The following is a 23,537-nucleotide window of genomic DNA, read 5'->3' on the forward strand; positions in this document are numbered from 1 at the left end:
TTATGCAGGATTTAAAAAAGCTTATTAATAAAGATAAATTACCCAAACATGTTGCCGTCATCATGGACGGAAATGGCAGGTGGGCAAAATCCAGAGGTGAAGAAAGAACCTTTGGACACAAGAATGCTATCACTGCTGTTCGTAATGTTATTAATGCTTGTAACGAGATCCACATTCCTTATCTTACACTTTACACTTTTTCATCAGAAAACTGGAATCGTCCAAAAGAAGAGGTTGATACGCTAATGAATCTTTTATCCGAAACATTATTGTTAGAGGCAGAAGAGATTTTTACAAAGGGATTAAGAATGCATGTCGTTGGAGATATTACACAACTTCCGGAATTAGTTAGAGATCAATTACTCAATGTTATTGAACTTACTAAGAATAATGACAGAGGAAACCTAATCCTTGCACTGAACTATGGCTCGCAGAAAGAAATTCTGAAGGCGATCAAAGAAATCAGTCAGGATGTGAAAGATGGTAAAATAGATGTTGATGATATCGATGAAAAATTATTCGAAGATCATCTTTACACAAAGAATTTCCCACCGGTTGATCTAATGATAAGAACAAGCGGGGAAGTGAGAATCAGTAATTTTTTGCTTTGGCAAATTGCTTATGCAGAACTTCAGTTTCTGGATGTGCTTTGGCCGGACTTTACGAAGGATACGTTTTTCCAATGTATCATAGATTATCAAAATAAGGAGAGAAGATACGGAATGACAAGCGAGCAGCTTTCATAAAAAATATATAGAAAAGAGAACAACTTCAATAAGAATGAAATTAAGATTTATACCCATTATTTTGTTAACAGCTTCAGTGTATTTTCACGCTCAGGTTGTTCCACAGGGTAACAATGCAGAAAACACGGAACTTGTAGGAAACCAAAACCAAGAGTATGTTCTGAAAGATATCGTTGTTGACGGAGTCAAAAGATACACCCCAGCTCAGATTTTGCGTTTCACTGGTCTTGTGAAAGGAGAGAAGTTAGAAATACCAGGGCAAAGAGTCAGCTCAGCTGTCAAAAAGCTTTGGGAAACACAATCATTTTCGAAAGTAGAGGTCTATGTACAAGATGTCGAAGGCCAAAATGTGATCTTACAATTCCAGCTGCAGGATCTTAAAGAACTTGGAGAAATCAAATTTACTGGTAAAGGAATTGGTAAATCCAAAAACGAAAAACTGATCAAGGATAATAATCTGAAACCGGGAACTAAAATTAATAACAACTTAGTTTCCAGCTTACAGAACAAAATTCCTCAGGAATATATTGCAAAAGGCTTTGCTGATGCCAAGATCAATATCCAGGAAAAAGCTAATGCAGGAGATCCTAATTTGGTGGATTGGACAATTGAAGTGGCTAAAGGTAAAAAAGTTAAAATCAATAAAATTACTTTTGATGGTAATACAGAAGTTTCTGACAGAAAACTAAGAAAAAAAGGATTCAAAAATACTAAGCAGAAAAGATTTTTGCTAGGGATTTTGAAGCCGTCAAAATTTGTTCAGGACAAGTATGACGAGGACAAAAGAAACTTGATAAGTTATTATAACTCATTAGGTTTCCGAGATGCAGTAATTGTTTCAGATTCTGTGACCAGAAATGAAAAAGGTTATAATATCAATGTAAAACTTAACGAAGGTAAAAAGTACTATATCGGTGATATCAACTTCGTAGGAAATACAACTTTCACGACTGAGTTCTTACAGAAAATTTTAGGATATAAGACAGGAGATATTTACGATGCTGTTGGATTCAACAAAAAAGTTGGAGAAGATGGAGGTAAAGAAGATGATTCTGACCTTAAATCTGTTTACATGAACAATGGTTTCCTGTTCTCGAATGTAACCCCAATTGAAAAATCGATTAAAGGTGATTCTATTAATTTGGAAATCAGGATTAATGAAGGCGAAAAAGCAACCTGGAACCGCGTAACTTGGTCTGGAAATACAACAACCCATGACCACGTTATTCTTAGAGCGCTTAGAACAAAACCGGGAACTTTATTTGCAAAATCAGATATCAAAAGAACATACTTCGAATTAGCCGGGATGCAGTTTTTTGATCCTCAGCAAATTGGAACTGATGTGAAACCAAATCCACAAGATAATACGGTGAATATGCACTGGACATTGGTTGAGAAAGGTTCTTCTCAGGTTCAGTTACAAGCGGGTTACGGTGGAGGATCTTTCATTGGAACACTGGGTTTAACCTTTAATAACTTCTCTTTGAGGAATTTCCTAAAGTTCAAGGATTTCAAGCCTGTTCCGCAAGGTGACGGACAAACATTATCACTTCAGGCACAAGCAGGACAATATTTTACCAATTATGGAGTTTCTTTTACAGAACCTTGGTTGTTTGGAACAAGACCTACAGCTTTGAGTGTTGGATTAAATTATTCCAGAGTTAATTATTCTTACTCCACAGGAGATCAAACGATGAATATTTTCTCGGCAACGGCAGGTTTGACAAGGCTATTGAAGTGGCCGGATGATTATTTCTCGCTTTATACCGGGGTACAGTTTCAGAGTTATAATTTCAGTAATTATCCTTTCTATTTTGGAGATGCGCTGGAATATAACGGAAGCACAAAATCATTCAGTTTCAATATTGGTTTAAGTAGAAACTCAGCTGGTTTGGATCCTGTGTTCCCAACATATGGTTCTAACATAGAAGCCTCGTTGAAGTTTACACCGCCTTATTCCTGGTTTAGTAACAAAGACTACTCAACAATGAGTACTTTGGACAAATATAAGTGGATGGAATTCTATAAAGTGAAACTAAAAGCTGATTTCTATAATGAAGTGATCGGGAAATTGGTTCTTAGAACAACAGGAGAAATGGGATTCCTGAATGGCTATAGTAAAGAACTGGGACCACCACCATTTGAAAGATATTATGTAGGAGGAGTTGGTTTGTTCAATGGTAGATTTGATGGTAGAGAATTAGTTCCTTTGAGAGGTTATGAAAATGCTTCATCTACAGGGTTCAGCTCTTCATCTCCTTATGATATTACACCTTATGGTGGAGCAACAATCTATAACAGGTTTGCTGCGGAATTGAGATATCCTATTTCTATGAATCAGACAGCAAAGATTTTTGCTTTGACATTTGTAGAAGCAGGGAACGCCTGGAACAGCTTTGGAACTTATAATCCGTTCAGATTAAAAAGATCTGCAGGAATCGGTATCAGAGTTTCAATGTCAGCATTTGGTTTGATTGGATTTGACTTCGCATATGGATTTGATAAAACTCTGGGAGGTTCAGAACCATCAGGATGGCAGACACACTTCTTGATGAATCAACCATTATAAAATAAAATATTATTTTTATAGGATGAAAAAAATAGCATTAATTGTAACAATTCTTTTTACTGCAACACAAATCTATGCGCAGAAGATCGGAGTAGTAGATACGAATTATATATTGAGCAAATTACCTCAGTACAAAGAAGCCGAAAATAGGCTTAATACTCAGATTTCTCAATGGCAATCGGACTTACAGAGATTACAGACAGAGTATGAAAGAAAAAAAGAAGCTTTTGAAAATGAAAAGGTTCTTTTGGTTGGAGAACAATTGAAATTGAGAGAAAAAGAAATTGTCGATATGGAAGCCAGTATCCGTAATACAATTGGTGCAAGATTTGGTTCAAACGGAGAAGTTAACCAGCTTCGTTCCAATCTTACAAAACCATATCAGGATCAGATTTGGAACGCTATTAAAACGGTATCTACAAAAAATAATTTGGGCATAGTTTTGGATAAAACAACCAACAATGTTTTGTTCCTGGATAAAAGATACGATTATACGGATGCAGTGCTCAGTCTATTAGTTAAAAATCTGCCAAAAGCTGATGAGACGAAAAATAACGCTTTGCCAGGGGGAAATAATAAGGGACAAAACGGAAGAACTCCGAAAGGAAAAATAAATAGTTTACAAAGGAAAGCGTCATCAAATGAGGCTACTGAACTGAAAGCTAGTGAAAATTAATTTAAATATATAAACATAACTTTTTAAAATGAACAAATTAAATGTATTATTAGTAGCTGTTGTAATGGTTTTTGCTACAGGATTTGCAAACGCACAGAAGATTGCTTCTGTTGATGTGAATTCAATTTTTACATCAATGCCGGAAATGAAAGCGTTGGATCAGCAATTACAAAACTTGCAGACAGCAAAACAAGGTGAGTTGGAAAAGCAAGGAAAATCTTTACAGGATTTAATGAAAAAATATCAGGACGAAGCGCCTAAGCAAACTCAGGCTATCAACGAGCAAAGAAGTCAAGAAGTTCAAAAGCTTCAGGACAATCTTCAGCAGATGTATGCTGCTGCTCAAAAAGATATCGCTGATAAAAGAGATGCAGGATTAGCTCCGATTGAGAAAAAAATCAACGATGCTATTACTAAAGTTTCTAAAGCTGCCGGATATGAGTTTGTATTTGACGCTTCCAGCCCGGCTTTAGTGTATAAAGCAGGAACCGATGCTACACCAGCTGTTAAAAAAGAATTAGGTCTTTAATAGATTACTAAACCATTAAAACCGCTCTTTTTCGGAGCGGTTTTTTTATTTTTGTATTATGGAAAAAGAATTTTCATCTACAGTAAAAATCCGTTTTGCAGATTGCGATCCGATCGGCCATCTTAACAATGTCAAATATCTGGAATATATGCTGAACGCCAGAGAAGATCATGTTGAACAGAATTATGGATTCACTTACGAACAATATACCCGAGAGACCGGTTGTACATGGGTTACCGTTCAGAACGAGATTGCTTATCTCAAGGAAGTAAGGTATAATTCTACGGTTGAAATTACAAGTAAAACCATATATGTGGATGATCTGACAGCAGTTGTGGAGTTATTAATGAAAGATGAGAACGGGATCGTTCATGCCGTTTTTTGGCTGACGGTTATTTATTTCAATATGAAAACCAGAAGGGCAGAGAAAATGCCGGAAGCAACATTGCAAAAGTTTGCTCATTTTCTGGTCGAGATAGACCATACAACATTTAAGGAACGTGTGAACTATTTAAGAATCCAGAATAAAACAAAATAATATGAAAAGAATACTTGTTATTGGAGGTAACGGTCAATTAGGACATTGTCTGCAAAAGTTAGCGCCAAAATACCATGATCAATATGACTTTAACTTTACAGGGTCATCAGTTCTGGATATTACAAATTACGAGCAAGTAGATACAGTTTTTGCAGAATATCAGCCTGATTTTGTAATTAATGCATCAGCTTACACGGCTGTGGATCTGGCGGAGAAAGAAGTTGAAAATGCTTTTGCTGTCAATGCAGATGGTGTCGGAAATCTGGCTCAGGTTTGTAAAGATAACAATGCAATCTTAATTCACGTTTCTACAGATTATGTTTTTGACGGGGAAACTAATCTTAGCTATTCTGAAGACGATTTTACCAATCCGATTGGCGTTTATGGCGCTTCCAAAAGAAAAGGTGAAGAATTGGCTTTGGAAAATAATCCGGAGACTGTGATTCTGAGAACATCATGGTTATATTCTGAGTTCAACAAGAACTTTGTAAAAACAATGCTTCATTTATTTGAAATTAAAGATGAACTGGGAATCGTAGGTGATCAGTTTGGACAGCCAACCAATGCAAATGATCTTGCGGAGGCGATTATGGAAATCATAGATGCTGAAAAGAAGACTTTCGGAATCTATCATTTTTCCAATTATCCGGAAACCACATGGTTTGATTTTGCCAGTAAAATAAAAGAATTTTCAGATTCTCACGTTCAATTAAAAGCAATCACGACAGAAGAATTCCCGACGCCGGCAAAACGTCCGAAAAGAAGCACAATGTCATTGGATAAGATTGAAAACGATTATCATATCGAACCAAAACATTGGGAAAACAGTCTTCGCGACTGCATCGAAACATTAAAATTAACGAATGCGTAAATTACTATTTTTAATTGGTGTTTTTTGTTGTCAGTTGTTTTATCTTCAGATGGTTACATTGAATAAGGTTGAGAAAACAAGCGATAACAAAAACAAGTTTTTTTATAGAATATCAGAACCGTCGAAATCCGAATTTCTGGGCGAAATTCTTGTGAATGGATTTTCAAATGATGACGTCACAGTATTTGGAGAGGTATATAAAAAAGCAAAGCAAATCGGAGCCAATTCATTTTCATTAAAACCTATTGAAAATGTGGACGGAACATTCCAGAACTTTAATCCGGCTTATTATATTCTGAATCTTTTTTACACGCCTGCTGATTATATTACTGATGAGCAAAATGTCGTTTATTTGGTTTCGTCATCGGACAAAAATCAGAAAATCAATATTAATAACAAGACGATTGAGGTAAAACCAAGAAGTTTCCTAAGATTGGAATTGATCAATAATGAAGTTTTGACAGTTTCTACAAGAAAATTATTAGGTTCAGCGGTAAAATTGTCAGGAAAACAAGATCAGCCGTCTTTGTACTTTTCTTTGACCGATTTCAAAATTCGTAGTAACGACAGTATCTATGGAGGAATCAACTTAAAATCAGGCGACATCACAGGATTGGAGAAGTCGTTTGGTATGTTTTTGACTACAATATATTCTGAACAGAAAAAGGACTAATGTTAATAAGTTATAACAATAGTATGACTTATTTTCAGAATAAAATTGATTAACTTTATACAAGAAGATTTAAGAACCCGGCTAATTGTAATTGATTTACAGACCTCACTTGGACAGAATCTAACTGAGCGGAGCTAAATCTCAAATCTAAATCACACATATTGGAAGAATTTTTTGAAAACGAACTTGCAAAAAAGTTCGAAGAAATGATAGAGAATAATGAGGAATTGTACTTCGATACAGAAGAATATGTAGATATCATTATTTATTATCTGGAATTAGGAGATTACAGTTATGCGGAACTTGCCGTAAATCATGCTTTGAAAATTCATCCTAATTCTTTGGAAATCAAAACCAAACAGCTTGAAGTTTTTTTGGAACTGGAGCGTTATGGTAAAGCTAAAGAACTGATTGACGAATTGCATCAGTCATCTTTGGAGGACACAGACTTTTTAGTTTGTTGCGCTAAATATTATTCTAATCTCGGAAACCCTAAAAAATCCATAGAATATTGTCTGAAAGCCTTGAAGCTGGAAGAAGAAGAAAACTTTCTTCACAATTTCATTGCGGATGAGTACGTCAATCTCGACGATCCTTTCAATGCGCTGAAACATTACACGGCAGCTTTGGAACATGATCCTTATGACGATTATTCTTTGGAGAATGTAATGATTTGTTACAGTAAGCTGAATCGTCCCCAGGAAGCATTAGATTTCCTTAATCAATATCTCGACAGATTCCCGTTTTCAGAAACAGCCTGGTACGAGTACGGACAGTTCTTCTTCAACAAGAAAAATTATGAAGAAGCCATCAAAGGTTTCGATTATCTTCTAGCGATCAACTCGGGTGCAGTAGGCGTGTATGCAAACAAAGCGTCCTGTTATGAAGCCATGAGCGAGTGGGACAAAGCAATTTCGGTTTACAAGGAGATGCTGGAGCTAGAATATACCAAAGCGTTCACCTTTTATAAAATTGGTCTGTGCTACAAAGAAGCAGGTAAATTGGTTCCTGCACTCACATCATTCCAAAAATCATTAAGAGAAGATCCTCAGTTTTATCTGGCAATGATGGAACAGTCCCAGATCTATGAAGAGATGGGAAATACAAAAGAAGCACTTTACTTTGCACATGAAGCGGCAACACTTAACGAAGGTAATCTGGAATACCAGAAACGCCTGGCCTTTCTCTATATAACCTGTGGAGAATATGAGGAAAGCTTAAGTTGCCTGAAAAAGCTGATAGAAGCGGAACCAAGCAGATTCTACAATTGGTATGCTTATTCGGAAGTCCTGATGTTGATTGGTGAGTATGAAGAAGCCATTACTGTTCTGGAAAAAGCTTTACAAACTCACCAGCGTGCCGAGCTGTATTACCAGCTTAGCAACTGTTATTTCAATCTGAAGAACGATTCCGAAGGCATTCAGAAGCTGGAGAAAGCCTTGCAACTGGATCCATCATTAAGCAAAGATATGCAGCAGAAGTATCCGTTCATCAAAGAACAGGTCAAGAAAATAAAGACCAAGAAAAAATAGAAAAAGCTCAGAGTAATCTGAGCTTTTTCTAATTATTGAAAATAATTTTCTGGATAATCGGGTCGAGGTTGGTTGGTAAATCAGCATCTTTAACCTGATATTGATTGACATTCATTTCCTTTAACCAGTTTTCCCAATACATTTTTATGACATCACCTTCAAAAGGGTTTCCTTTTTCAGGATTGATTCCAAGAACTACAATTTCTAGATTATCGAGATTGTCATTAGCTTTTATAAATCCTAAACCTTTGTCATTGATTTTAGTTTTGAAATCGGAAGTGTTTAGTTTTAATGATTTTACAAATTCCGGTGTGAGATAAGAAGTCTTTCCATTTTCTGTGAATTTAGAATCTTTATGAAACATATAACCGTCCGTTAAAATGAACAGAATGTTTCTGTGTTTATCTTTGATACAATAGTCATTGACCTTATTTTTGAAAAATCCCCAAATATCCGAACCGACATATTGTTTGTCATCAATGGCCGATTGATAGATTTTTTCCGGAAGTGATGAATATTTTTCATCAACCAATTTGATATTTTCCTTAGAAGTATTTTTATCGAACGAAACTTTCAGTTGTTTCGCAAAGTCATTGATTTTGAAATCTGATGGCTCAGGATTGAAGAAAATCTGCATCTGGTCATTCAGCTGCATCACTTTTTTGCCTTTGATGTGATCTATAAATCCTGTTTTTATCGCTTTGATATATTCCAAATCTCTTTGATAATATTGCATTGAAGGATTGGGATATTTTTCCGGGTCAATCCTGTCGGAAAGATCGATGAGAATGCTGATGTTCAGATTTTTGCTGTTAGAAATAGAGTCACTCTTGTGTGTGTCTCCGACTTTCGGTTCGTGTTTTTTGCATTGAATCAAAGAAAATGATACAAGCAGCAGAAAATATATATATTTCATAGGTATTGGTTTTTTAAAGGACAGAAACATAAACGGAATTTTGACTGTCAGAGTTTGCACCGACTTTATTCAGATTATAATTGTATTGGTTTTTACATTCTTCGATCATTTCTTGCTTTACGGAATGCGAAACAGCTAGTTTTTCATTGACGAAGGTAATCCAGCCCTGGACATATTCCGAAGCATACGATTTGTATTCTTTGGTAGGAATAATAACGCCATCGATAATATTCTGAAGCTCTTCGATTCTTCCTCTGGCTTTGATAATCAATTCTTTGATGCTGGCTATAGTGTTTTTGATATCTTCCATTTGTTTTTCAAATCCGGTAATCCGGTCCTGATGAACAAGGATGTCTTTTTGTTTTTTAATTTGTTCGTGTTTGATTTTATCTTTTTCCTTGTGTTCTTTCATGATGAAATCGAAAACGAGTCCCCAGATAATATAGACCACAAATCCGGCAAAGATAATTCCCCAAAACTGGTTCTTCGTAAAAGCAATAGATAAGTCAAAAGGCGGAGAATCAAAGGTTTTATTAAGTTCATAGATTTTGGATTCGATTTCATAAGCAAGAATGGCATCGAAAACAAAAGTTACTACAAAGAGCAGAAACATTTTCACATAATTGAGCCAGTTTTTGTTTTCCCCGAACATGTGGATGAGATAACCTAAACCCAGAAATACGAAAGGGATCAATGTTACAAAAGCACCTTCCAATGGACCTTCGTCCCAGGCTTTGTTGAATGCCTGTGCATCTAGAACACTTTGCATTATGCTGACATTCGGGTCAAATGTTTTAAAAAATGCCGAAAAGGAAGTAGAAATATAAAATGTGAACAGATACAAACTGATTGGAATCAAAAGTAACAGTCCAATCCAAAACTTTGTAGAAGCACCTTTGCTGGCTTTGATGTGATAAGTTTCCGGATTTCTAGGGATATCATTAATTTCAAATTTCAGCGTTTCGATCTTATTCTGTACGGTTTCAATATTTTGCTGAACTTCTTTGATTTGATCTTCCTTGTTATCAAGAGAAACAGTAAGGCCTTTGATTTCCGTTTCTTTATTTTTCTGCTCGTTGATGTAAGGCTCTTTCAGTTTGTTTTGTTTGTCCGCCAATTCTTTTTCCTCATTTTGAAATTTGGAATAAATTGCGTCCAGACAAATTGATAAAGCAGTATGATTTCCATTATTTCGGGAACTGTCTCTATAACCGGATTCGTGGTAGGTTCTTTTTCTTGTTTCCTCTGTTGATTCTGCATTGTTGTCGGTGTCAACAACTTGAAGAGGAGATTCTTCCTTATCAGCCGAAACAGGTTTTAGCCTGAAAATATTTTTAATATTACTGGTCATAATTTAGTTTTTTAAATCGTTAAAAATGGCAGTTTTACTTTTTCCTTCTTTTACAGAATTGATAAGAAAATCCACAATTTGGAGGGCGTTTTCTTCCATGAACCCAAACATTACGACGTACTTTTCCAAAGAAGATTTTTCGTTGGCAGAAACTTCTCCGTCAGCCCATATCATTACGGTAAGGTCATATAGATAATCGATTTTTTCTTCGATGCTTTCGGGGATTGTCAATTTTGAATTCGTTGGATTTAAAAGAATTTCATCGAGATTTTTCTGAGAGATTCCTCTTTCTTCTGCAGATTTGTAAAGTGCTTTCAGTTCCAGTGAACTAAAATTATCATCACAGATTGCCATTTGATAAAGCCTTAAAAAATGTGCTTTAAGATTTTCGGTTGTTGCTATAGTTTCATTCATTATTGATATTATTTTTTGATGAAGTTTTAATAATCCTGTCTCTGCTGAATGTTTTGAGTTGAGGAGGTTTTTCCGGAATGATTTCCTGAGGTAATTCCTTCTTTTTCAGTCTGATGATAACTAACAGCAGAAACAAAATTGCTGTGACAATGTCAATCGGAATCCAGATACTTTTAAAATAAAGATGAACAGGAACAATCGGATTGAATAAAATCAGGATGATCCCGAAAACAATGACCCAAAGCAGTTCTTTCTGTCTTCCGAAATGGTAAACCACAATTCCCGCTGAAATGAAAACAATGATTCTTAGAAATGTGTAATACAGTAATGGTAACGGAAGAATAGCGATGAAACAACAGAGCGCACAGAATGTGAATAATGTTTTATAGATCATTTCCAGTCGCCTGAAATCTTTTTGAGAAGTTGCTGTTTCCATCATTAATTACATCCGGAACAATAACTTTTGTCAACATATTCCTTATTTCCACCAGAGGATAAATAATAACAACCACCTTTTTCCCCTACATACAATGTGTGTCCATTATAAGTACATCTTCCATTTAAATCTCTATCTGAATCTCCATTTCCGGAACAAGAATTAGATGATAAAGAGATTATAAAAAATAAAATTATTTTTCTCATAATTATTTTCTTATTTGTTGAAAATCAATTACATCCAGAGCAATAACTTCTATCAACATATTCTTTGCTATTTCCTGCCCAATAATAGCAGCCACCTCTTTTTCCTTTGATCAAAGGATATCCATTGTAAGTACAGCCGTTGTCTGCATATGATTTTCTTGATTTTCTCTTTTTAGAAGCTTTTTTCTTCTTTTGTTTTTTAGCAAAGAACTCTGAGCGTGAAGGATTTTTTGTTGAAGCACTGAAAGTTGTCGGGATTAATAATCCTAATGTCAGTAAAGTGAAGAGTAGTTTTTTCATAATATCTTAATTATAATTTTCAATGGTTTTATGAAGTTCGTTTCTGTGATCATAGATCTCGTCAAGAGAATTAAGATTCCTCTTCTCTCCTGCATCTTTTCCGTTATGGAACAACTCGATAACCTTTCTATTCGTTCCAAAATGAAATCTGCAGATCGGTTTTCTGTTGTTATCATCAAGCAGGATCCCGAAGTAAGATTGCGTATCTCTGTATGCAATTCTCTCAGCAGATATTTTCTCCCGCAAAATGGCTTTCACGATTTGAAATGCCTCCAATTCTTCTTCTGTAGTTATAACTTTCGGGATGTCATTGTTTTGGTCAATATTTGGCGTAGGAATAGCCGACTTTTCAGTTTCGATATTATCATTGATGACCAAAGCGGATTTCAAACGGGAACTGATGGATTCTGAAATCGAAATGTTCAGCGCTCTTTTGGTGTATTCTTTAAAAACCGCTAATCTGTTGGCTGTGAGTGGTCTTTCAAAAAAACGGTTCACCAGCAATCTTACGATTTCGTCGGAAGGGTTTTCAATTTCTTTTTCGAATTCTTTCCGGATAGCTTTGATATATTTCAATGCTTCTGCAGAATCCAAAATCGATTCAAGATTATAACCTGATTTCGTAAAACTCTCAAGGACTTTGATGGAACTATCCTTCAGATCATCAAGATTGATGGTGAAGAAAGGTTTCTCGTCCATAATATTTGGTTTTTCCAGATCAGTATAAAAATTATAAATAATCCCGTTGGTCAGAACACCGAACCTGGCTTTGGAAACATGATAGTAACGGTGAAGCTGAGAATTGTGAGCGTCTGCATTTTCTTTCCAACTTTTGCATTCGATAATGAGAATGGGTTCATTGTCTTTCTTGATGACAAAATCAACCTTTTCTCCTTTCTTTGTTCCAATATCTGCGATGAACTCCGGAATTACCTCTGTAGGATTGAAAATATCATAGCCCAGAATCTGAATAAAAGGCATTACAAAAGCCGTTTTTGTCGCTTCCTCGGTTTGTATCTGATCTTTGAGTCCGTTAACACGTTGATGCAGTTGCTCTAGTTTTAATTTGAGTTCCATGGTTATTAATTAATTTGTTTCGTCAATGATTTCTGCGGTTGGAGCATTTTCTTTCACGGAGATAATTCCATTTTCCATTCCTTGTTTTGTGGAGTACAATTGGCTTTTTCCAATTATTTCTCCATTTCCTGCTTTTAAAACGAAATAATCTTTTTTATTTACAGCAGTTCTTCTTTCAAATCTTGAATCGATTTGTGAATTGATTTTTACGGATTCTATTCCGTTTTTACATCTCGATTTTGCTACATAACCTTCGCTTGTCAGGATGATCTCTCCGTTTCCCGCTTTCAGGTTGAACTGATATTCTCCGTCTTTTCTTTTTGTAATAATGAATTTTCCCATCGTTTTTTTATTTTGTTATAAATCTTTCAGATATTTCGTATTCTTCAAGAATTGAGTTATTAGGTAGGATGATTTGAATCTTTTTTGTGATCGGGTTTTCAAAGATGTGGAATCCGCTTCTGCAATTAGAATATCTATATTGTAAAGCTTTTAATCCTTGGATAATTCCCTCATTTATAGTTTTGTCATATACATATTTTGAACAACTTTTTCTGAATATGCATTTCCTTCTTTTGGTTTTAGGAATTAAAAACCAATAAAGCTTAATCAGCAGAATCAAAAGATATTTAGACATGGTTTTCTTTACTAAATACAACCATTTGGTATGAAGCCATAAAACCTTGTTTTGCACCAATTCCAAAACATCCCTCATCTGGCTGAACGTATGTTGATACACTCTCAACTCTCACATATTCCCAGCCATGGCTAACATAGTTCTTTATTAAATCTTCTAATTGTTGAGCTGCTATACTTGTGTTTTGCTGTTGCTGATTAAGGGTTGCAACAAAAGGCACTACTTTGTATTCCATAATAAATTGTTTTTGTTTAACAATCCAAAAGTACCTCTGCCTGATATTCTTTTTTTACGGATTTCCGTAAAACAAAAAACTTTCGAAAAGTTTCGAAAGTTTTAACATATCTGTTTATTGTTGAATATTTTATATAATTCCAAAGTCTTTACAGAACGCGATCAATTGTTCATTACTGTTGATGTTCAGAGATTCTTTTATTTCCTTTAATCGTTTTTCAACTGCGCTCATACTTGCGGGCTTAACTTGATTTTCTTTTAAATAATCAGGAATGTTTTTCAGGAGAATTCCTTTAGCCAAAAGAGAAACGAGCAATGTGTCATATTCTGAAAATTCGAAAGAATTTCTTTCTTCGCTTTTACCTTTTAATTCATAAGAAAGGTATTTTTCACCATTAAAAACGGCTTTTATCGCTTTTTTCAGATCTTTCACATCTTCGCGACCTTTTTTTACATAGCCGTTGATTTTTTGTTCTTTGAAAAGTTTCTCAATGATCACTTCTTTTTTTTCAACAGAAAAAACAATTACTTTCAGATTTGGCTGAAGTTCTTTTGCAGCAGAGATCAATTGCTGACCATTTTTGATATTCTGCTCTCTATGATCTTCGTCAAAGGAGAGGTCTGTGATCAGGAGTTCAAAAGGATTATTTTCTTGCAGACTCATTTTGATTCTGCTGAGCGCATCATCGCAATAATTGACATATTTTGGGTCTGGAATTTTGAGATCTTCCAAAGCTTTTTGAACAGAGATATTGGAGCTTTCGTAATCTTCGGCAATTAAAATTTTTTTTAACATATGTATTATTTTAGACAGGAAATGTAATGTTGATTTTCAATAGATTATTGTTTTCTGTGTCAAAAATAATTGTTCCGTTGATCGCATTAATACGGTTTTCCATATTTTGCAAGCCATTTTTTGGAGAAAATTTCTTGATTCCTATTCCGTTGTCTGTGTATGAGATATTTATGACTGGATTCTCTCTGGAAAATTTAATAGAAACGATATTGGCCTGACTATGTTTTTTCATATTCGTCATCAGTTCCTGTAACACCAAATAGACCTCAGTTTTGTTTTGAAAGCTGATGCCTTCCCACAATTTTTCGTTGTTTCCAATAAAAACAACTTTTACAGAATCAGAAGAATAAGAATCCAGCATCTTATGAAGCTGCTCGGAAAAACTCTGGTTTTCATTAATATCTTTATTGTCGTAAGAAATATCTCTGGAAGTTTCATAAGCGTTTTCCAAACCAAATAGAAGCGCATCTTTGTCTATCAGATCCTTGTTTTCAACTTGTGACATCAGTTGATATATCCTGTTGGCGACTTTATCGTGAACTTTTTTAGAGATTTTCAGTTCTGTATTTTTTACTTCTAATAATTTTTCTTGTTGAAGCCTTTTTTGTCGTTTTCTAAATGTTATAATTAATAATACTAATGATAAGATTATAATTGCAATTACAACATATTGTTTTATAATTTGATTTTGTTTTTGCGTGCTTTCTGCTTTTGCTTTTAGAAAGTCTGCTTTGTTTTTTTCGGTTTCATAACGGATGAGCGCAAACTGGTTTTTTGCTTTATTCCTTGCAGTTTGAAGGCTATCATTGAGTGATTGATAAACTTGAAAATATTGTTTTGAATTCTGAGGATTTTCCAGAGAAATTAATTTCTCAAGAGCTTCTATCTGATCGTCAGGACTATCTATATTTTTTGCAATATCATACATCTTTCTGGCGTAGAATAATGCAGAATCAGGCCGTGTTTTTTTGTAATAATCTGAAAGGTGAGCAAAACTTGAATTTAAACCCCAATTATCTTTTTCTTTTAGTCTGATTTTTAATGCTTTTTGGAATTCTGGAATTGGATTATAGTTGATATTCTGCAACCATTTTGTAAATGCCAGATTATCAATTATTTTTGATTTTACATAAATGACACTATCTGTCTGATTATTTTTCACCAGGTTTTCAAAAATTAATATTGCTTTTTGATATTGTTTTTGTTCTTTGTAATTGATTGCAAGATTATTTTCATAGATTATTTTATTATTCCTATCATTTGCAAAGGCAATTGCTTTCTTATAAAATCCAGTTGCCTGGTTATAATTTTTCAATTTACTGGAAACTAAGCTTAATACATTATAATTGATTGATAGGTAATTATGTTGTAAACTATCCTTTTCAATAAAATACTTAAGTGCAGAAAGCCCGGTTTCCTGACTTCCAAAATAGTCTCCTTTGGTTTCCTGAATAATGGCAATATTTGCAAGGCATTTTCCAGTTCCGAAACTGTCTTTTTGCTGTAGAAAAATATCCTTGGCTTTATAAAAATATAAAAAAGCACTGTCGATTTTGCCATTATCTTTATAATCAAAAGCCTTTTCATATAGCGGATTGGAAGATTTTCTAACTTCATTCTTGTTATTAGCTTGTTTTGAACAGGCTATTATAAAACAAATTGATAGTATAGAGTAGACGTATTTCAAGTTTATTAATTTTTATCCAAATTAAAAAAAATTAGCGAAAGAATATTCTTTCGCTAATTGTTCTGACAAGTTTAACAGAATTCTATTACCCGCCTATAATCCTTGGAGGAATAGGATGTCCGGTTTCCCCTCCGGTATCAGCCGGATTTGGCTGCGCAACGGTGGTTGTTGTGCCGTCATCATTTCCACAGTTAGAAGTATTTGAACTTGAAGGATTTGAAATTAATCCCAATAATATTAAAAGTAAGTTTAACATTGTTTTAAAAATTTAAAAATTGACATTCGTGTTCTTCCCTGCGACACAGGCCGCAAGCATGTTTACACATTGTTGAAAAAAGAAGCGCTTCTTAAATTTTTGGGAAGTAACCTTCAAAAACGGAAGAGAAATATCTGCTTCCCAAGCCAGAGATCTTCCTCCGTCTTATCAGGTTGTTTTTTGAAACCAGTTTTGTAACTTTGTTTTCGTAAGGTTTTGTTTGTCACTGATTTCTGATTACAAATTTCAGTTAAAGTGATTGTCCGATCCCAGACAGGCGATGGACATGATAAGGACGTAAAAATGATATGTTTTATGGGAATCCGTAATTTTTAGGACAGGCATTTGTCTAATTTGGACAACGATTTAATTCTTCAAATAAATTATATGTATGAAAAGAAGAAAATTTTAGTCAAAACTGTTTTTGATGAGACAAAAAAAATGCTTCCGAGAGGAAGCAAAAGTTCAGTCGCGTCTTATCTAAGTTTGGAATTTGAAAAAAGATTTGGATTTTCAAAGGATGAAAGGACGTTTGTCAGGTTCTATACTTCTTTGGTGGAAAAGGACAAAGATTATGATATAGATGATGTTACCTTGGACTGGTTTAGTGAATCTCTCGGTTATAAAGATTATAAAACTTTTTGTAGTACACATAATTTCAGCAAGTTGAATGATGATTCATCAATTACCAATGTTAATGTCACTTTTGATGACGAAGCAAAATCTTTAGCGGAAAAGTTGTCCCAGATTGTTGTAAATATAACAACGGCGCCGGTTTTTAAGCTTCCTGAGTTTTTCACCAAACAAAGCAATCTTGGAATAATTGGCATCATCCTTTGTGGAAGCCTGGTCGTTGGAAGCAAAATGTATAAAGCTGATGATAAGGTTGCGGAAACACAAAATGTTGGACAAGGACTGGGACTGCTTCAAACTTTGTCAAAGCAGTGTATGTATTGGAATGGAAAAGAATACATCCCGGAAGATTGTAATCAGACTAAAGATAATTTAGTCGCAATTGATCCTAAAAAAGTAGCCAATTTCAAAAAAATTACCCGGCCAGATACAATTAGATCAATAAAAGGAATTTGGTATTCCAAATATCAGAATGAAGTTGAGTTTTTTACTGCGGACGGAAAAAATCCTGATAATAATACAGAACTGCATCAGTTAACAGATCATATGCTGAACAAATATATTTTGTCAAAAGATTCTATTGAAGAATAGTTTAATTTAAACTGATTTAGGCTTACTTCTCAAAAATATCAATCCGGCCAGAATAATCAATGCTCCAACAGACTGAAGTGTCGTCAAAGTTTCGCCGTCAAGAATTCCCCAGATCACGGCCACAATTGGCATTAACAAAGTAACTGTAGAAGCGAAAAGTGGAGTAGAGATACTCAGAAGTTTATAGTTCATCATCATTGCCAGTCCAGTCCCGAAAACGGATAACATCGCCACAAATCCTAATCCTGTAAGACTGTCCTGGTTCATTTCAAAATGTTTGAAAAATCCTGAAAATACCAACGCGAATAACGATGGGAGAAACAACACGAATGAAAATACAAATGCAGACATTATCGTTGCAGGAACTTCCTGTAATTTTGATTTTACTGTCGTTGTGCTGATTGCATATAACAAAACTGCCAAAATCAGTAACAGGATGGGGTAGATTTTGATTTCACCGCTTTCACCGCTTCCGAGAGCCAGGATGCATGCACCGACAAAGCTTATCATCACACCGATAAGTTGTTTTCTCGTTGTTGAGAATTTCCAGACCAGGGAACCCACAATAATCACAAAAATAGGCATCATAGAATTGATAATGCCGGCAATGCTGCTGCTGATTTCTGTTTCGGCCAGCGGAAATAAAAACATCGGGATGAAGTTTCCGGAAAGTGCGGCAACAATCAGCCATTTAAGATGTTGTTTCGGGAATTGCCTGATTTTAGAAATTGCATAAGGCATTAGAACGATTCCGGAAATCAAAACACGTAATGCGCCAACCTCAAAAGGGTTGAAATGTTCAAGTGATTTTTTTATCAGTATAAATGATGATCCCCAAATAACAGATAATGCTATTAATAGAATCCATTTTTGTTTTTCAGTATTCAAGGCTTTTGTTGTTTTAAGAGTTTGAGATAGTCTTGTTTTGGAATCATTTTCGCACCAAGACTTTCCAGATGTTCGGAATGGATCTGGCAATCGATCAATTCCCATTGATTTTGATATTTGGCTGTGAAATGGATAAATCCCGCTTTCGAAGCATTGGAAACTTTGGAGAACATACTTTCGCCACAGAAAACATTCCCGACTTGTACTCCATAAAAACCTCCCACCAATTCTCCATTTTGCCAAACCTCAAAACTTTTTGCTTTTCCAAATTGATGAAGCGTAACAAATGATTTAATAAGTTCTTCATTGATCCAGGTTCCGTCTTGTCCTTTTCGTTCTGAAGTTTTGCAGTTTCGCATCACCTCTTCGAAACATTCATTTTCCGTAAACTCAAAAACATTATCTCTAAGAATTTTTCTCATCGATTTTGAAATTTTGATTGCATCCGGATATAGAACAAATCTTGGATCGGGACACCACCAGAGTATGTCCTCATCTTCGTTATACCAAGGAAATAATCCTAATTGATAAGCAAACCAAAGCCGTTTCGGCTTCAGATCACCGCCTATAGCAACCAAACCATTTTCAGGGTCATACAGTTCCGGGTCGGGAAAAGATATGTCATCAGAATCCAGCCAGATCATTAGTTCAAATATTGCATTTACAAAAATAATCCCTGCACTTAATTTAAAATGCAGGGATGTATGTGATAATTATTCCTATAAATTAGAAAGGTAAGTCATCATCTTCATCCTCAGCAAAAACATTCTTGTTTTCAGTTGCAGGTGAATTGTGAGAAGGTGCGGCTTCAGTTGGTTCATTGAAATCAGATGAACCGTCCTTTTCCATTCTCCAAGCTGTAATCGAATTGAAATACTTCACTTCACCTTGAGGGCTGGTCCATTCTCTACCTCTGATATTGATATGAACTTTTACTTTATCTCCAACTTTATAGGTGTTTAGAAGATCAACTTTTTCTGACAAAAATTCAATGTTAATAGGCTGCGGGTATTGTTCTTCAGTCAAAAGAACCAGTTCTTTTTTTTGAAATCCGCTGTTAAAAGTTTGTAAATCAGAAATTTTCTTTATCGTTCCTGTTAATTCCATATCTCGAAAATGTTTTAAGAGTGTAAAGGTAATAAAAAGTATTGATGTTAATCAAAAATCGTCCGATCAAAAAACTTTAAAAAAATGTTGATTTTATTTTGGAGAGAATACAAAAGAGTTATATATTTGCACTCACCAAAACGAAAGAAAAGAAGTTCTTCAATAATGCGGATGTGGTGTAATTGGTAGCCACGCCAGACTTAGGATCTGGTGCCGTGAGGCGTGGGGGTTCGAGTCCCTTCATCCGCACAACGATAAAAATTTCTAAGTAATTAGGAATTTTTTTTATGCGAAAATAGCTCAGCTGGTAGAGCACAACCTTGCCAAGGTTGGGGTCGCGGGTTCGAATCCCGTTTTTCGCTCATTTTCTACTTTGCCCTGGTGGTGGAATTGGTAGACACGCAGGACTTAAAATCCTGTGTCCGCAAGGACGTACGGGTTCAAGTCCCGTCTGGGGTACATTAAAAATCCGTAACTATTTAGAAATAAATATTTTGCGGATTTTTATTTTTAAATAATCCCGACATAATCCCGATTATTTTAATTGCTACTTTCTATAATAGTCTTCTTTGATAGGATATTTTGTTTTTTGTTCGTACAGTTTTGAAAAATTAAGGACATAACTATCATATCCTATATATTTAAGAATTAATAAATTTAACAAAGTATAAAGTTTAGCTGATGCGTAATAAAGGTCAGCATCTTTTTCTTCGATTGTTCGATTTTTACCAAGATTTCTAAAGTCTGGTACTCTTCCGTGAAGAAATGCATTTCTTGATTTTACAACTTCTAAATCTTCCTTGCTTATATTAATTCCCAACTCTTTGAAAGGAGCTGTTAATTTTTCTTGATTAGTCATCTGATTTATATATTCAATCTTTCCTTTTAAAGTTTCTATATCTTTAAAAGAATCAAAATCTTTATATTTATCAAGAACTGCGTATAAATCATTTTGGAATTTCTTACAATCTTCTTTGGATGTGATAGGTTTTTGTCTAATTTTAGATTTACTAGAGATTATATTTGATAATGTTTCTAATGCAATAGAGTATCCTCCGGGACGGAATACTAGACTTGCATCATTTGATTCCAATATTAGAAATAATACACTTAAAAAGTCATCGTTTTCAATACATAAACTACATAGTTTTGAAAACTCACTTTTATTTAAAGTTCTAAGATTATATTTTTTATAAATTTTTTCAGCTCTTTTAGGATTTCTCGAATCTACCCAAGAATATGCATTAGAATTAATTGGTTGCCAAAAGTTTTTCATTCCATCTCTCAATGTTCTATATAGATAGGATGTGAAAACATCCATTTTTTTTGTATTGTAAGTGAAATAATAACCCTTGTCTGAGATATAATGTCCAGTAATATAGCCAAGACATATCAGTATGCTGTGACATTTTTTACTAAAATCATTATAGATTTGTCTTTTCTCTGAATGTACAATTAGATAACTTTTATCATCTTTTTTCTCGATTATAATGAAAAAGTTTTCATTACCAATATTGAACGATGTAGCATTTGTTGAGATATGATTATCATTTTCACTTGCATATCCATATCTACTTAGTTGATAAAGGAAATCGATTTTTTTTTCATTAAGGGGAATAATTAATTTATAGTATTTTTTTAAATTTGATTTAAAAGTAGTGCTTCTTATTCTATATACCTCTCCATAAATATTTCCATTTGAATATTTTGAAGTAAACATATCAAGTTTAAATGAAATCTTATTGTTTGAGAATAATAGATTTTTTAAGTTAAATCCAATATCAAAAAAACTTCGTGTAATGTCTGGAATTTCTATTGTATAGTTTTTTGAAGAACTTTTCAATTGGATTTCAGGTAAATTCCGGAACAAGTCATTTTTAAAATCAATATTTCCCTTATGGTTATTGTTTTCCAATGTTTCAATTTGGTTAATAGCCGATTGATTGAAAAATATCTTATATTTTTTACTTCTCTTTACCATTAATTTCTTTACTTAAATTGATAGAAGGAGAAATTTTCATTTTTTTTCATTGTCCATAAAATCCAGTCTTCAAGAAATTTATATTTTAATATAACTTTTTCCATTGCTTTTACAAACTCTTCATTTTTACTATTTTTTTCCAATAAATCGGAATGTTTATTAATTGCATCTTTAACGAACCCTAACATTATATTCTTTGCGACTTCCATAGTTTCATTATCTAGACTATTTTTTAATTGATTGTATAGTGGCTCAGTAAATGATTTTGTTAACTGTAAAAGATTATTTCCTAATTTTCCTATTTCGTCATTATCTTCCGTTTCATTTTCATTAATTAGTTCGGATAAAACATTTTGTATATAATCAATATGTTTGACAGAATTATCCAATATATCAAGAGAATTAATAAATATAATATCTGGGTTGTCATTTGAAAAGATAAATAGGTTCTCATAAAAAAGACCTTCTACATTCTGTAGATAATTTAATGATAACCTTTCTATTATAGATTTGTCAACCGCAATAATTGGGTTGACCACTTTGGTTTCAAGTTTATATGCTTTTACTAACCCTCCAGAGAAAATCATATTTTTATCTGAAAAATAGCTTCCAATTGAAATTCCCCCTCTAACAAAAAAACCTTTCTGCATCATAGCAATTTGGTAAGATTTTACAACAAATGCCAAAGAGTGAAATTGTTGATGAAAATCATTTCCAAATTCAATATAGGGGAGAGAAATACAAATACAATCTGAAAACATCCTGTATTCTAAATATTCTTGCAAGTCGGTTCTAACTTTTTGGTCTAAAATATTTTCTATAGAAATTTTTATTGCTTGGTCTAAGGTGTCGTGAAGTTCATTTAGCAAATTGGAAGTTTCGTCAGAATCGTACTCTTCAATTATTGCTGAGAATCCCAAAATATCAATAAAGGCAACAATTCTAGTTTCAGTATCTATTAAATTGTTTTTAAATAACTTTTTAGGTGAATCAATGATTTTAATTGAGTTACTTTTTAAGTTAGAATTATGCTCAACATTGATGAGACAAATTTTTAAAAGTTCTGAAATTGATTCAACTAAATCTTTTACTTCAATTTCTTTATCGTCTAAGTAGTTCTCTTTTTGAACTTCAATTTTATCTAAGATTTCTGGAATAATATTTTGAAATTCCTGTAAATCTTTAAAATCTCCATTGTCAAATCTAACTTCAAGACATCTTCTGATTAATCTATCTAATTCTTTTGTTGTTTCTAGCCAGAAATCATCAAGGTTTTGATTTTTTTGATACATGTAATGCAATTTCTTTATATTCCTTTTAAAAGTGTCAATATAAATTTTCACAGTTGTATGTATAATCTGTCTCTCATAACTGAGACGACTCCTCAATATATTTGAGATTGCCATTTTCAGCCATTGAGTTAGGAATATTTCTGTAAGTTCAGTTAATGAAGTGGTGACTGAGTAAAATGATTCTCTTGTATAAGTTTTATTTAAAATATCTTCTGCGAAAACTTCAATAGCCTGTTCTATAAATATTTGAGTAGAATATTTGTTTAATAAATTCACTACCGTAGCATCAAAGAATATTTTTTTTGTTTTGTCAAAATCAACAATTTTACTGATTGCTTTATATTCTCTTGATTTAGTTAATTCAATAGGGAATTTTCTTTCTGAGCAGTATGAATTAATTTCATCCTCAATTTTATCAGTAATAATAATTTCTGTAATGTTTTGGCTTAATAGATTAGCTTCATTTAAAACAGAAATAATCTTATCAAAATGTTCTTTATGAACCTCTTCAAAGTTATCAGGGAAATTATATATTTTGAAGGTTAAAGTTATAGCCATTTACATTTAAGTTTTATTTGTTAGAGTGATGGTTATGTATATT

At 33.7% G+C, this 23,537-nt stretch carries 26 protein-coding genes and 3 tRNA genes; 12 read left to right on the forward strand and 17 right to left on the reverse strand.

What is annotated here, in order from left to right; genetic code table 11:
• The first annotated feature begins 2 nt into the window (after positions 1-2).
• The 8 genes from uppS (at position 3) to QOL71_RS15810 (ending at position 8,134) form a co-directional block, all read left to right on the forward strand.
• A complete protein-coding gene (uppS, locus tag QOL71_RS15775; protein ID WP_283417852.1) occupies positions 3-746 on the forward strand; it encodes an undecaprenyl pyrophosphate synthase in 744 nt (247 codons plus the stop codon).
• Positions 747-780: 34 nt separating this feature from the next.
• Positions 781-3,315, forward strand: a complete 2,535-nt coding sequence (locus QOL71_RS15780; protein WP_283417853.1) for a BamA/OMP85 family outer membrane protein — start codon at positions 781-783, stop codon at positions 3,313-3,315.
• A 22-nt stretch (positions 3,316-3,337) separates the two neighbouring features.
• Complete coding sequence (locus QOL71_RS15785) at positions 3,338-3,991, forward strand: OmpH/Skp family outer membrane protein (RefSeq protein ID WP_283417854.1); 654 nt, start codon at positions 3,338-3,340, stop codon at positions 3,989-3,991.
• A 28-nt stretch (positions 3,992-4,019) separates the two neighbouring features.
• Complete coding sequence (locus tag QOL71_RS15790) at positions 4,020-4,520, forward strand: OmpH/Skp family outer membrane protein (RefSeq protein WP_283417855.1); 501 nt, start codon at positions 4,020-4,022, stop codon at positions 4,518-4,520.
• Between the two features lie 58 nt (positions 4,521-4,578).
• Positions 4,579-5,058 (forward strand): acyl-CoA thioesterase, encoded by a 480-nt coding sequence (locus QOL71_RS15795; protein ID WP_283417856.1) that lies wholly within the window; start codon positions 4,579-4,581, stop codon positions 5,056-5,058.
• 1 nt (position 5,059) lies between these two features.
• Positions 5,060-5,929, forward strand: coding sequence for a dTDP-4-dehydrorhamnose reductase (gene rfbD / locus QOL71_RS15800; protein ID WP_283417857.1), 870 nt, complete (start codon positions 5,060-5,062; stop codon positions 5,927-5,929).
• On the forward strand, positions 5,922-6,602 hold the full coding sequence (locus QOL71_RS15805; RefSeq protein WP_283417858.1) for a hypothetical protein: 681 nt from the start codon (positions 5,922-5,924) through the stop codon (positions 6,600-6,602). Before rfbD ends, QOL71_RS15805 begins: the two co-directional genes overlap by 8 nt.
• Before the next feature lie 161 nt (positions 6,603-6,763).
• Positions 6,764-8,134, forward strand: a complete 1,371-nt coding sequence (locus QOL71_RS15810) for a tetratricopeptide repeat protein (protein WP_283417859.1) — start codon at positions 6,764-6,766, stop codon at positions 8,132-8,134.
• A gap of 28 nt (positions 8,135-8,162) precedes the next feature.
• Here QOL71_RS15810 and QOL71_RS15815 read toward each other — a convergent pair whose 3' ends face one another.
• From QOL71_RS15815 to QOL71_RS15870, 12 genes are all read right to left on the reverse strand, one after another.
• Entirely contained in the window at positions 8,163-9,050 is an 888-nt protein-coding gene (locus QOL71_RS15815; protein WP_283417860.1) for a hypothetical protein, read from the reverse strand.
• A 13-nt stretch (positions 9,051-9,063) separates the two neighbouring features.
• Positions 9,064-10,401 (reverse strand): coiled-coil domain-containing protein, encoded by a 1,338-nt coding sequence (locus QOL71_RS15820; protein WP_283417861.1) that lies wholly within the window; start codon positions 10,399-10,401, stop codon positions 9,064-9,066.
• A gap of 3 nt (positions 10,402-10,404) precedes the next feature.
• Positions 10,405-10,815 (reverse strand): hypothetical protein, encoded by a 411-nt coding sequence (locus tag QOL71_RS15825; RefSeq protein WP_283417862.1) that lies wholly within the window; start codon positions 10,813-10,815, stop codon positions 10,405-10,407.
• Entirely contained in the window at positions 10,808-11,254 is a 447-nt protein-coding gene (locus QOL71_RS15830; RefSeq protein ID WP_283417863.1) for a DUF6804 family protein, read from the reverse strand. Before QOL71_RS15830 ends, QOL71_RS15825 begins: the two co-directional genes overlap by 8 nt.
• 227 nt (positions 11,255-11,481) lie before the next feature.
• Positions 11,482-11,757 carry a hypothetical protein gene (locus QOL71_RS15835; RefSeq protein ID WP_283417864.1) on the reverse strand — a complete coding sequence of 92 codons (276 nt, stop codon included), beginning with the start codon at positions 11,755-11,757 and terminating at the stop codon, positions 11,482-11,484.
• Positions 11,758-11,763: 6 nt separating this feature from the next.
• Positions 11,764-12,834 carry a type I restriction endonuclease gene (locus QOL71_RS15840; RefSeq protein ID WP_283417865.1) on the reverse strand — a complete coding sequence of 357 codons (1,071 nt, stop codon included), beginning with the start codon at positions 12,832-12,834 and terminating at the stop codon, positions 11,764-11,766.
• 9 nt (positions 12,835-12,843) lie between these two features.
• Positions 12,844-13,176: a YegP family protein gene (locus QOL71_RS15845; protein ID WP_283417866.1), complete on the reverse strand. Its 333-nt coding sequence runs from the start codon at positions 13,174-13,176 to the stop codon at positions 12,844-12,846.
• A 7-nt stretch (positions 13,177-13,183) separates the two neighbouring features.
• On the reverse strand, positions 13,184-13,549 hold the full coding sequence (yidD, locus tag QOL71_RS15850; RefSeq protein ID WP_346772108.1) for a membrane protein insertion efficiency factor YidD: 366 nt from the start codon (positions 13,547-13,549) through the stop codon (positions 13,184-13,186).
• On the reverse strand, positions 13,464-13,706 hold the full coding sequence (locus tag QOL71_RS15855; RefSeq protein ID WP_283417868.1) for a hypothetical protein: 243 nt from the start codon (positions 13,704-13,706) through the stop codon (positions 13,464-13,466). The genes yidD and QOL71_RS15855 overlap by 86 nt, the downstream gene beginning before the upstream one ends.
• 129 nt (positions 13,707-13,835) lie before the next feature.
• Entirely contained in the window at positions 13,836-14,501 is a 666-nt protein-coding gene (locus QOL71_RS15860) for a response regulator (RefSeq protein ID WP_283417869.1), read from the reverse strand.
• Between the two features lie 10 nt (positions 14,502-14,511).
• The gene (locus QOL71_RS15865) at positions 14,512-16,188 is read right to left on the reverse strand and encodes a tetratricopeptide repeat-containing sensor histidine kinase (RefSeq protein ID WP_283417870.1); all 1,677 of its coding nucleotides are present in this window, start codon (positions 16,186-16,188) and stop codon (positions 14,512-14,514) included.
• Positions 16,189-16,273: 85 nt separating this feature from the next.
• Positions 16,274-16,444, reverse strand: coding sequence for a hypothetical protein (locus QOL71_RS15870; protein WP_283417871.1), 171 nt, complete (start codon positions 16,442-16,444; stop codon positions 16,274-16,276).
• Between the two features lie 387 nt (positions 16,445-16,831).
• On the opposite strand from QOL71_RS15870, the gene QOL71_RS15875 reads away from it, so the two are divergent.
• Positions 16,832-17,668: a hypothetical protein gene (locus QOL71_RS15875; RefSeq protein ID WP_283417872.1), complete on the forward strand. Its 837-nt coding sequence runs from the start codon at positions 16,832-16,834 to the stop codon at positions 17,666-17,668.
• 6 nt (positions 17,669-17,674) lie between these two features.
• Here QOL71_RS15875 and QOL71_RS15880 read toward each other — a convergent pair whose 3' ends face one another.
• The 3 genes from QOL71_RS15880 to QOL71_RS15890 all read right to left on the reverse strand — a co-directional run bounded on the left by QOL71_RS15880 (position 17,675) and on the right by QOL71_RS15890 (position 19,663).
• Complete coding sequence (locus QOL71_RS15880; RefSeq protein WP_283417873.1) at positions 17,675-18,661, reverse strand: DMT family transporter; 987 nt, start codon at positions 18,659-18,661, stop codon at positions 17,675-17,677.
• Positions 18,553-19,200, reverse strand: coding sequence for a leucyl/phenylalanyl-tRNA--protein transferase (gene aat, locus QOL71_RS15885; protein WP_283417874.1), 648 nt, complete (start codon positions 19,198-19,200; stop codon positions 18,553-18,555). The genes QOL71_RS15880 and aat overlap by 109 nt, the downstream gene beginning before the upstream one ends.
• Positions 19,201-19,282: 82 nt before the next feature.
• The gene (locus tag QOL71_RS15890) at positions 19,283-19,663 is read right to left on the reverse strand and encodes a DUF3127 domain-containing protein (protein ID WP_283417875.1); all 381 of its coding nucleotides are present in this window, start codon (positions 19,661-19,663) and stop codon (positions 19,283-19,285) included.
• Between the two features lie 167 nt (positions 19,664-19,830).
• Here QOL71_RS15890 and QOL71_RS15895 point away from each other — a divergent pair.
• From QOL71_RS15895 to QOL71_RS15905, 3 genes are all read left to right on the forward strand, one after another.
• Positions 19,831-19,912: transfer RNA gene (locus QOL71_RS15895), tRNA-Leu, on the forward strand.
• A 40-nt stretch (positions 19,913-19,952) separates the two neighbouring features.
• Positions 19,953-20,025, forward strand: a tRNA-Gly gene (locus tag QOL71_RS15900).
• A 13-nt stretch (positions 20,026-20,038) separates the two neighbouring features.
• A tRNA-Leu gene (locus QOL71_RS15905) sits at positions 20,039-20,122 on the forward strand.
• An 88-nt stretch (positions 20,123-20,210) separates the two neighbouring features.
• Here QOL71_RS15905 and QOL71_RS15910 read toward each other — a convergent pair.
• Both QOL71_RS15910 and QOL71_RS15915 read right to left on the reverse strand, forming a co-directional pair.
• The gene (locus QOL71_RS15910; protein ID WP_283417876.1) at positions 20,211-21,578 is read right to left on the reverse strand and encodes a hypothetical protein; all 1,368 of its coding nucleotides are present in this window, start codon (positions 21,576-21,578) and stop codon (positions 20,211-20,213) included.
• 74 nt (positions 21,579-21,652) lie between these two features.
• Entirely contained in the window at positions 21,653-23,494 is a 1,842-nt protein-coding gene (locus tag QOL71_RS15915) for a nucleotidyl cyclase domain-containing protein (RefSeq protein WP_283417877.1), read from the reverse strand.
• Positions 23,495-23,537 lie beyond the last annotated feature (43 nt).

Source organism: Epilithonimonas pallida, assembly GCF_900182975.1.
GTDB classification, from domain to species: Bacteria; Bacteroidota; Bacteroidia; order Flavobacteriales; family Weeksellaceae; genus Epilithonimonas; species Epilithonimonas pallida.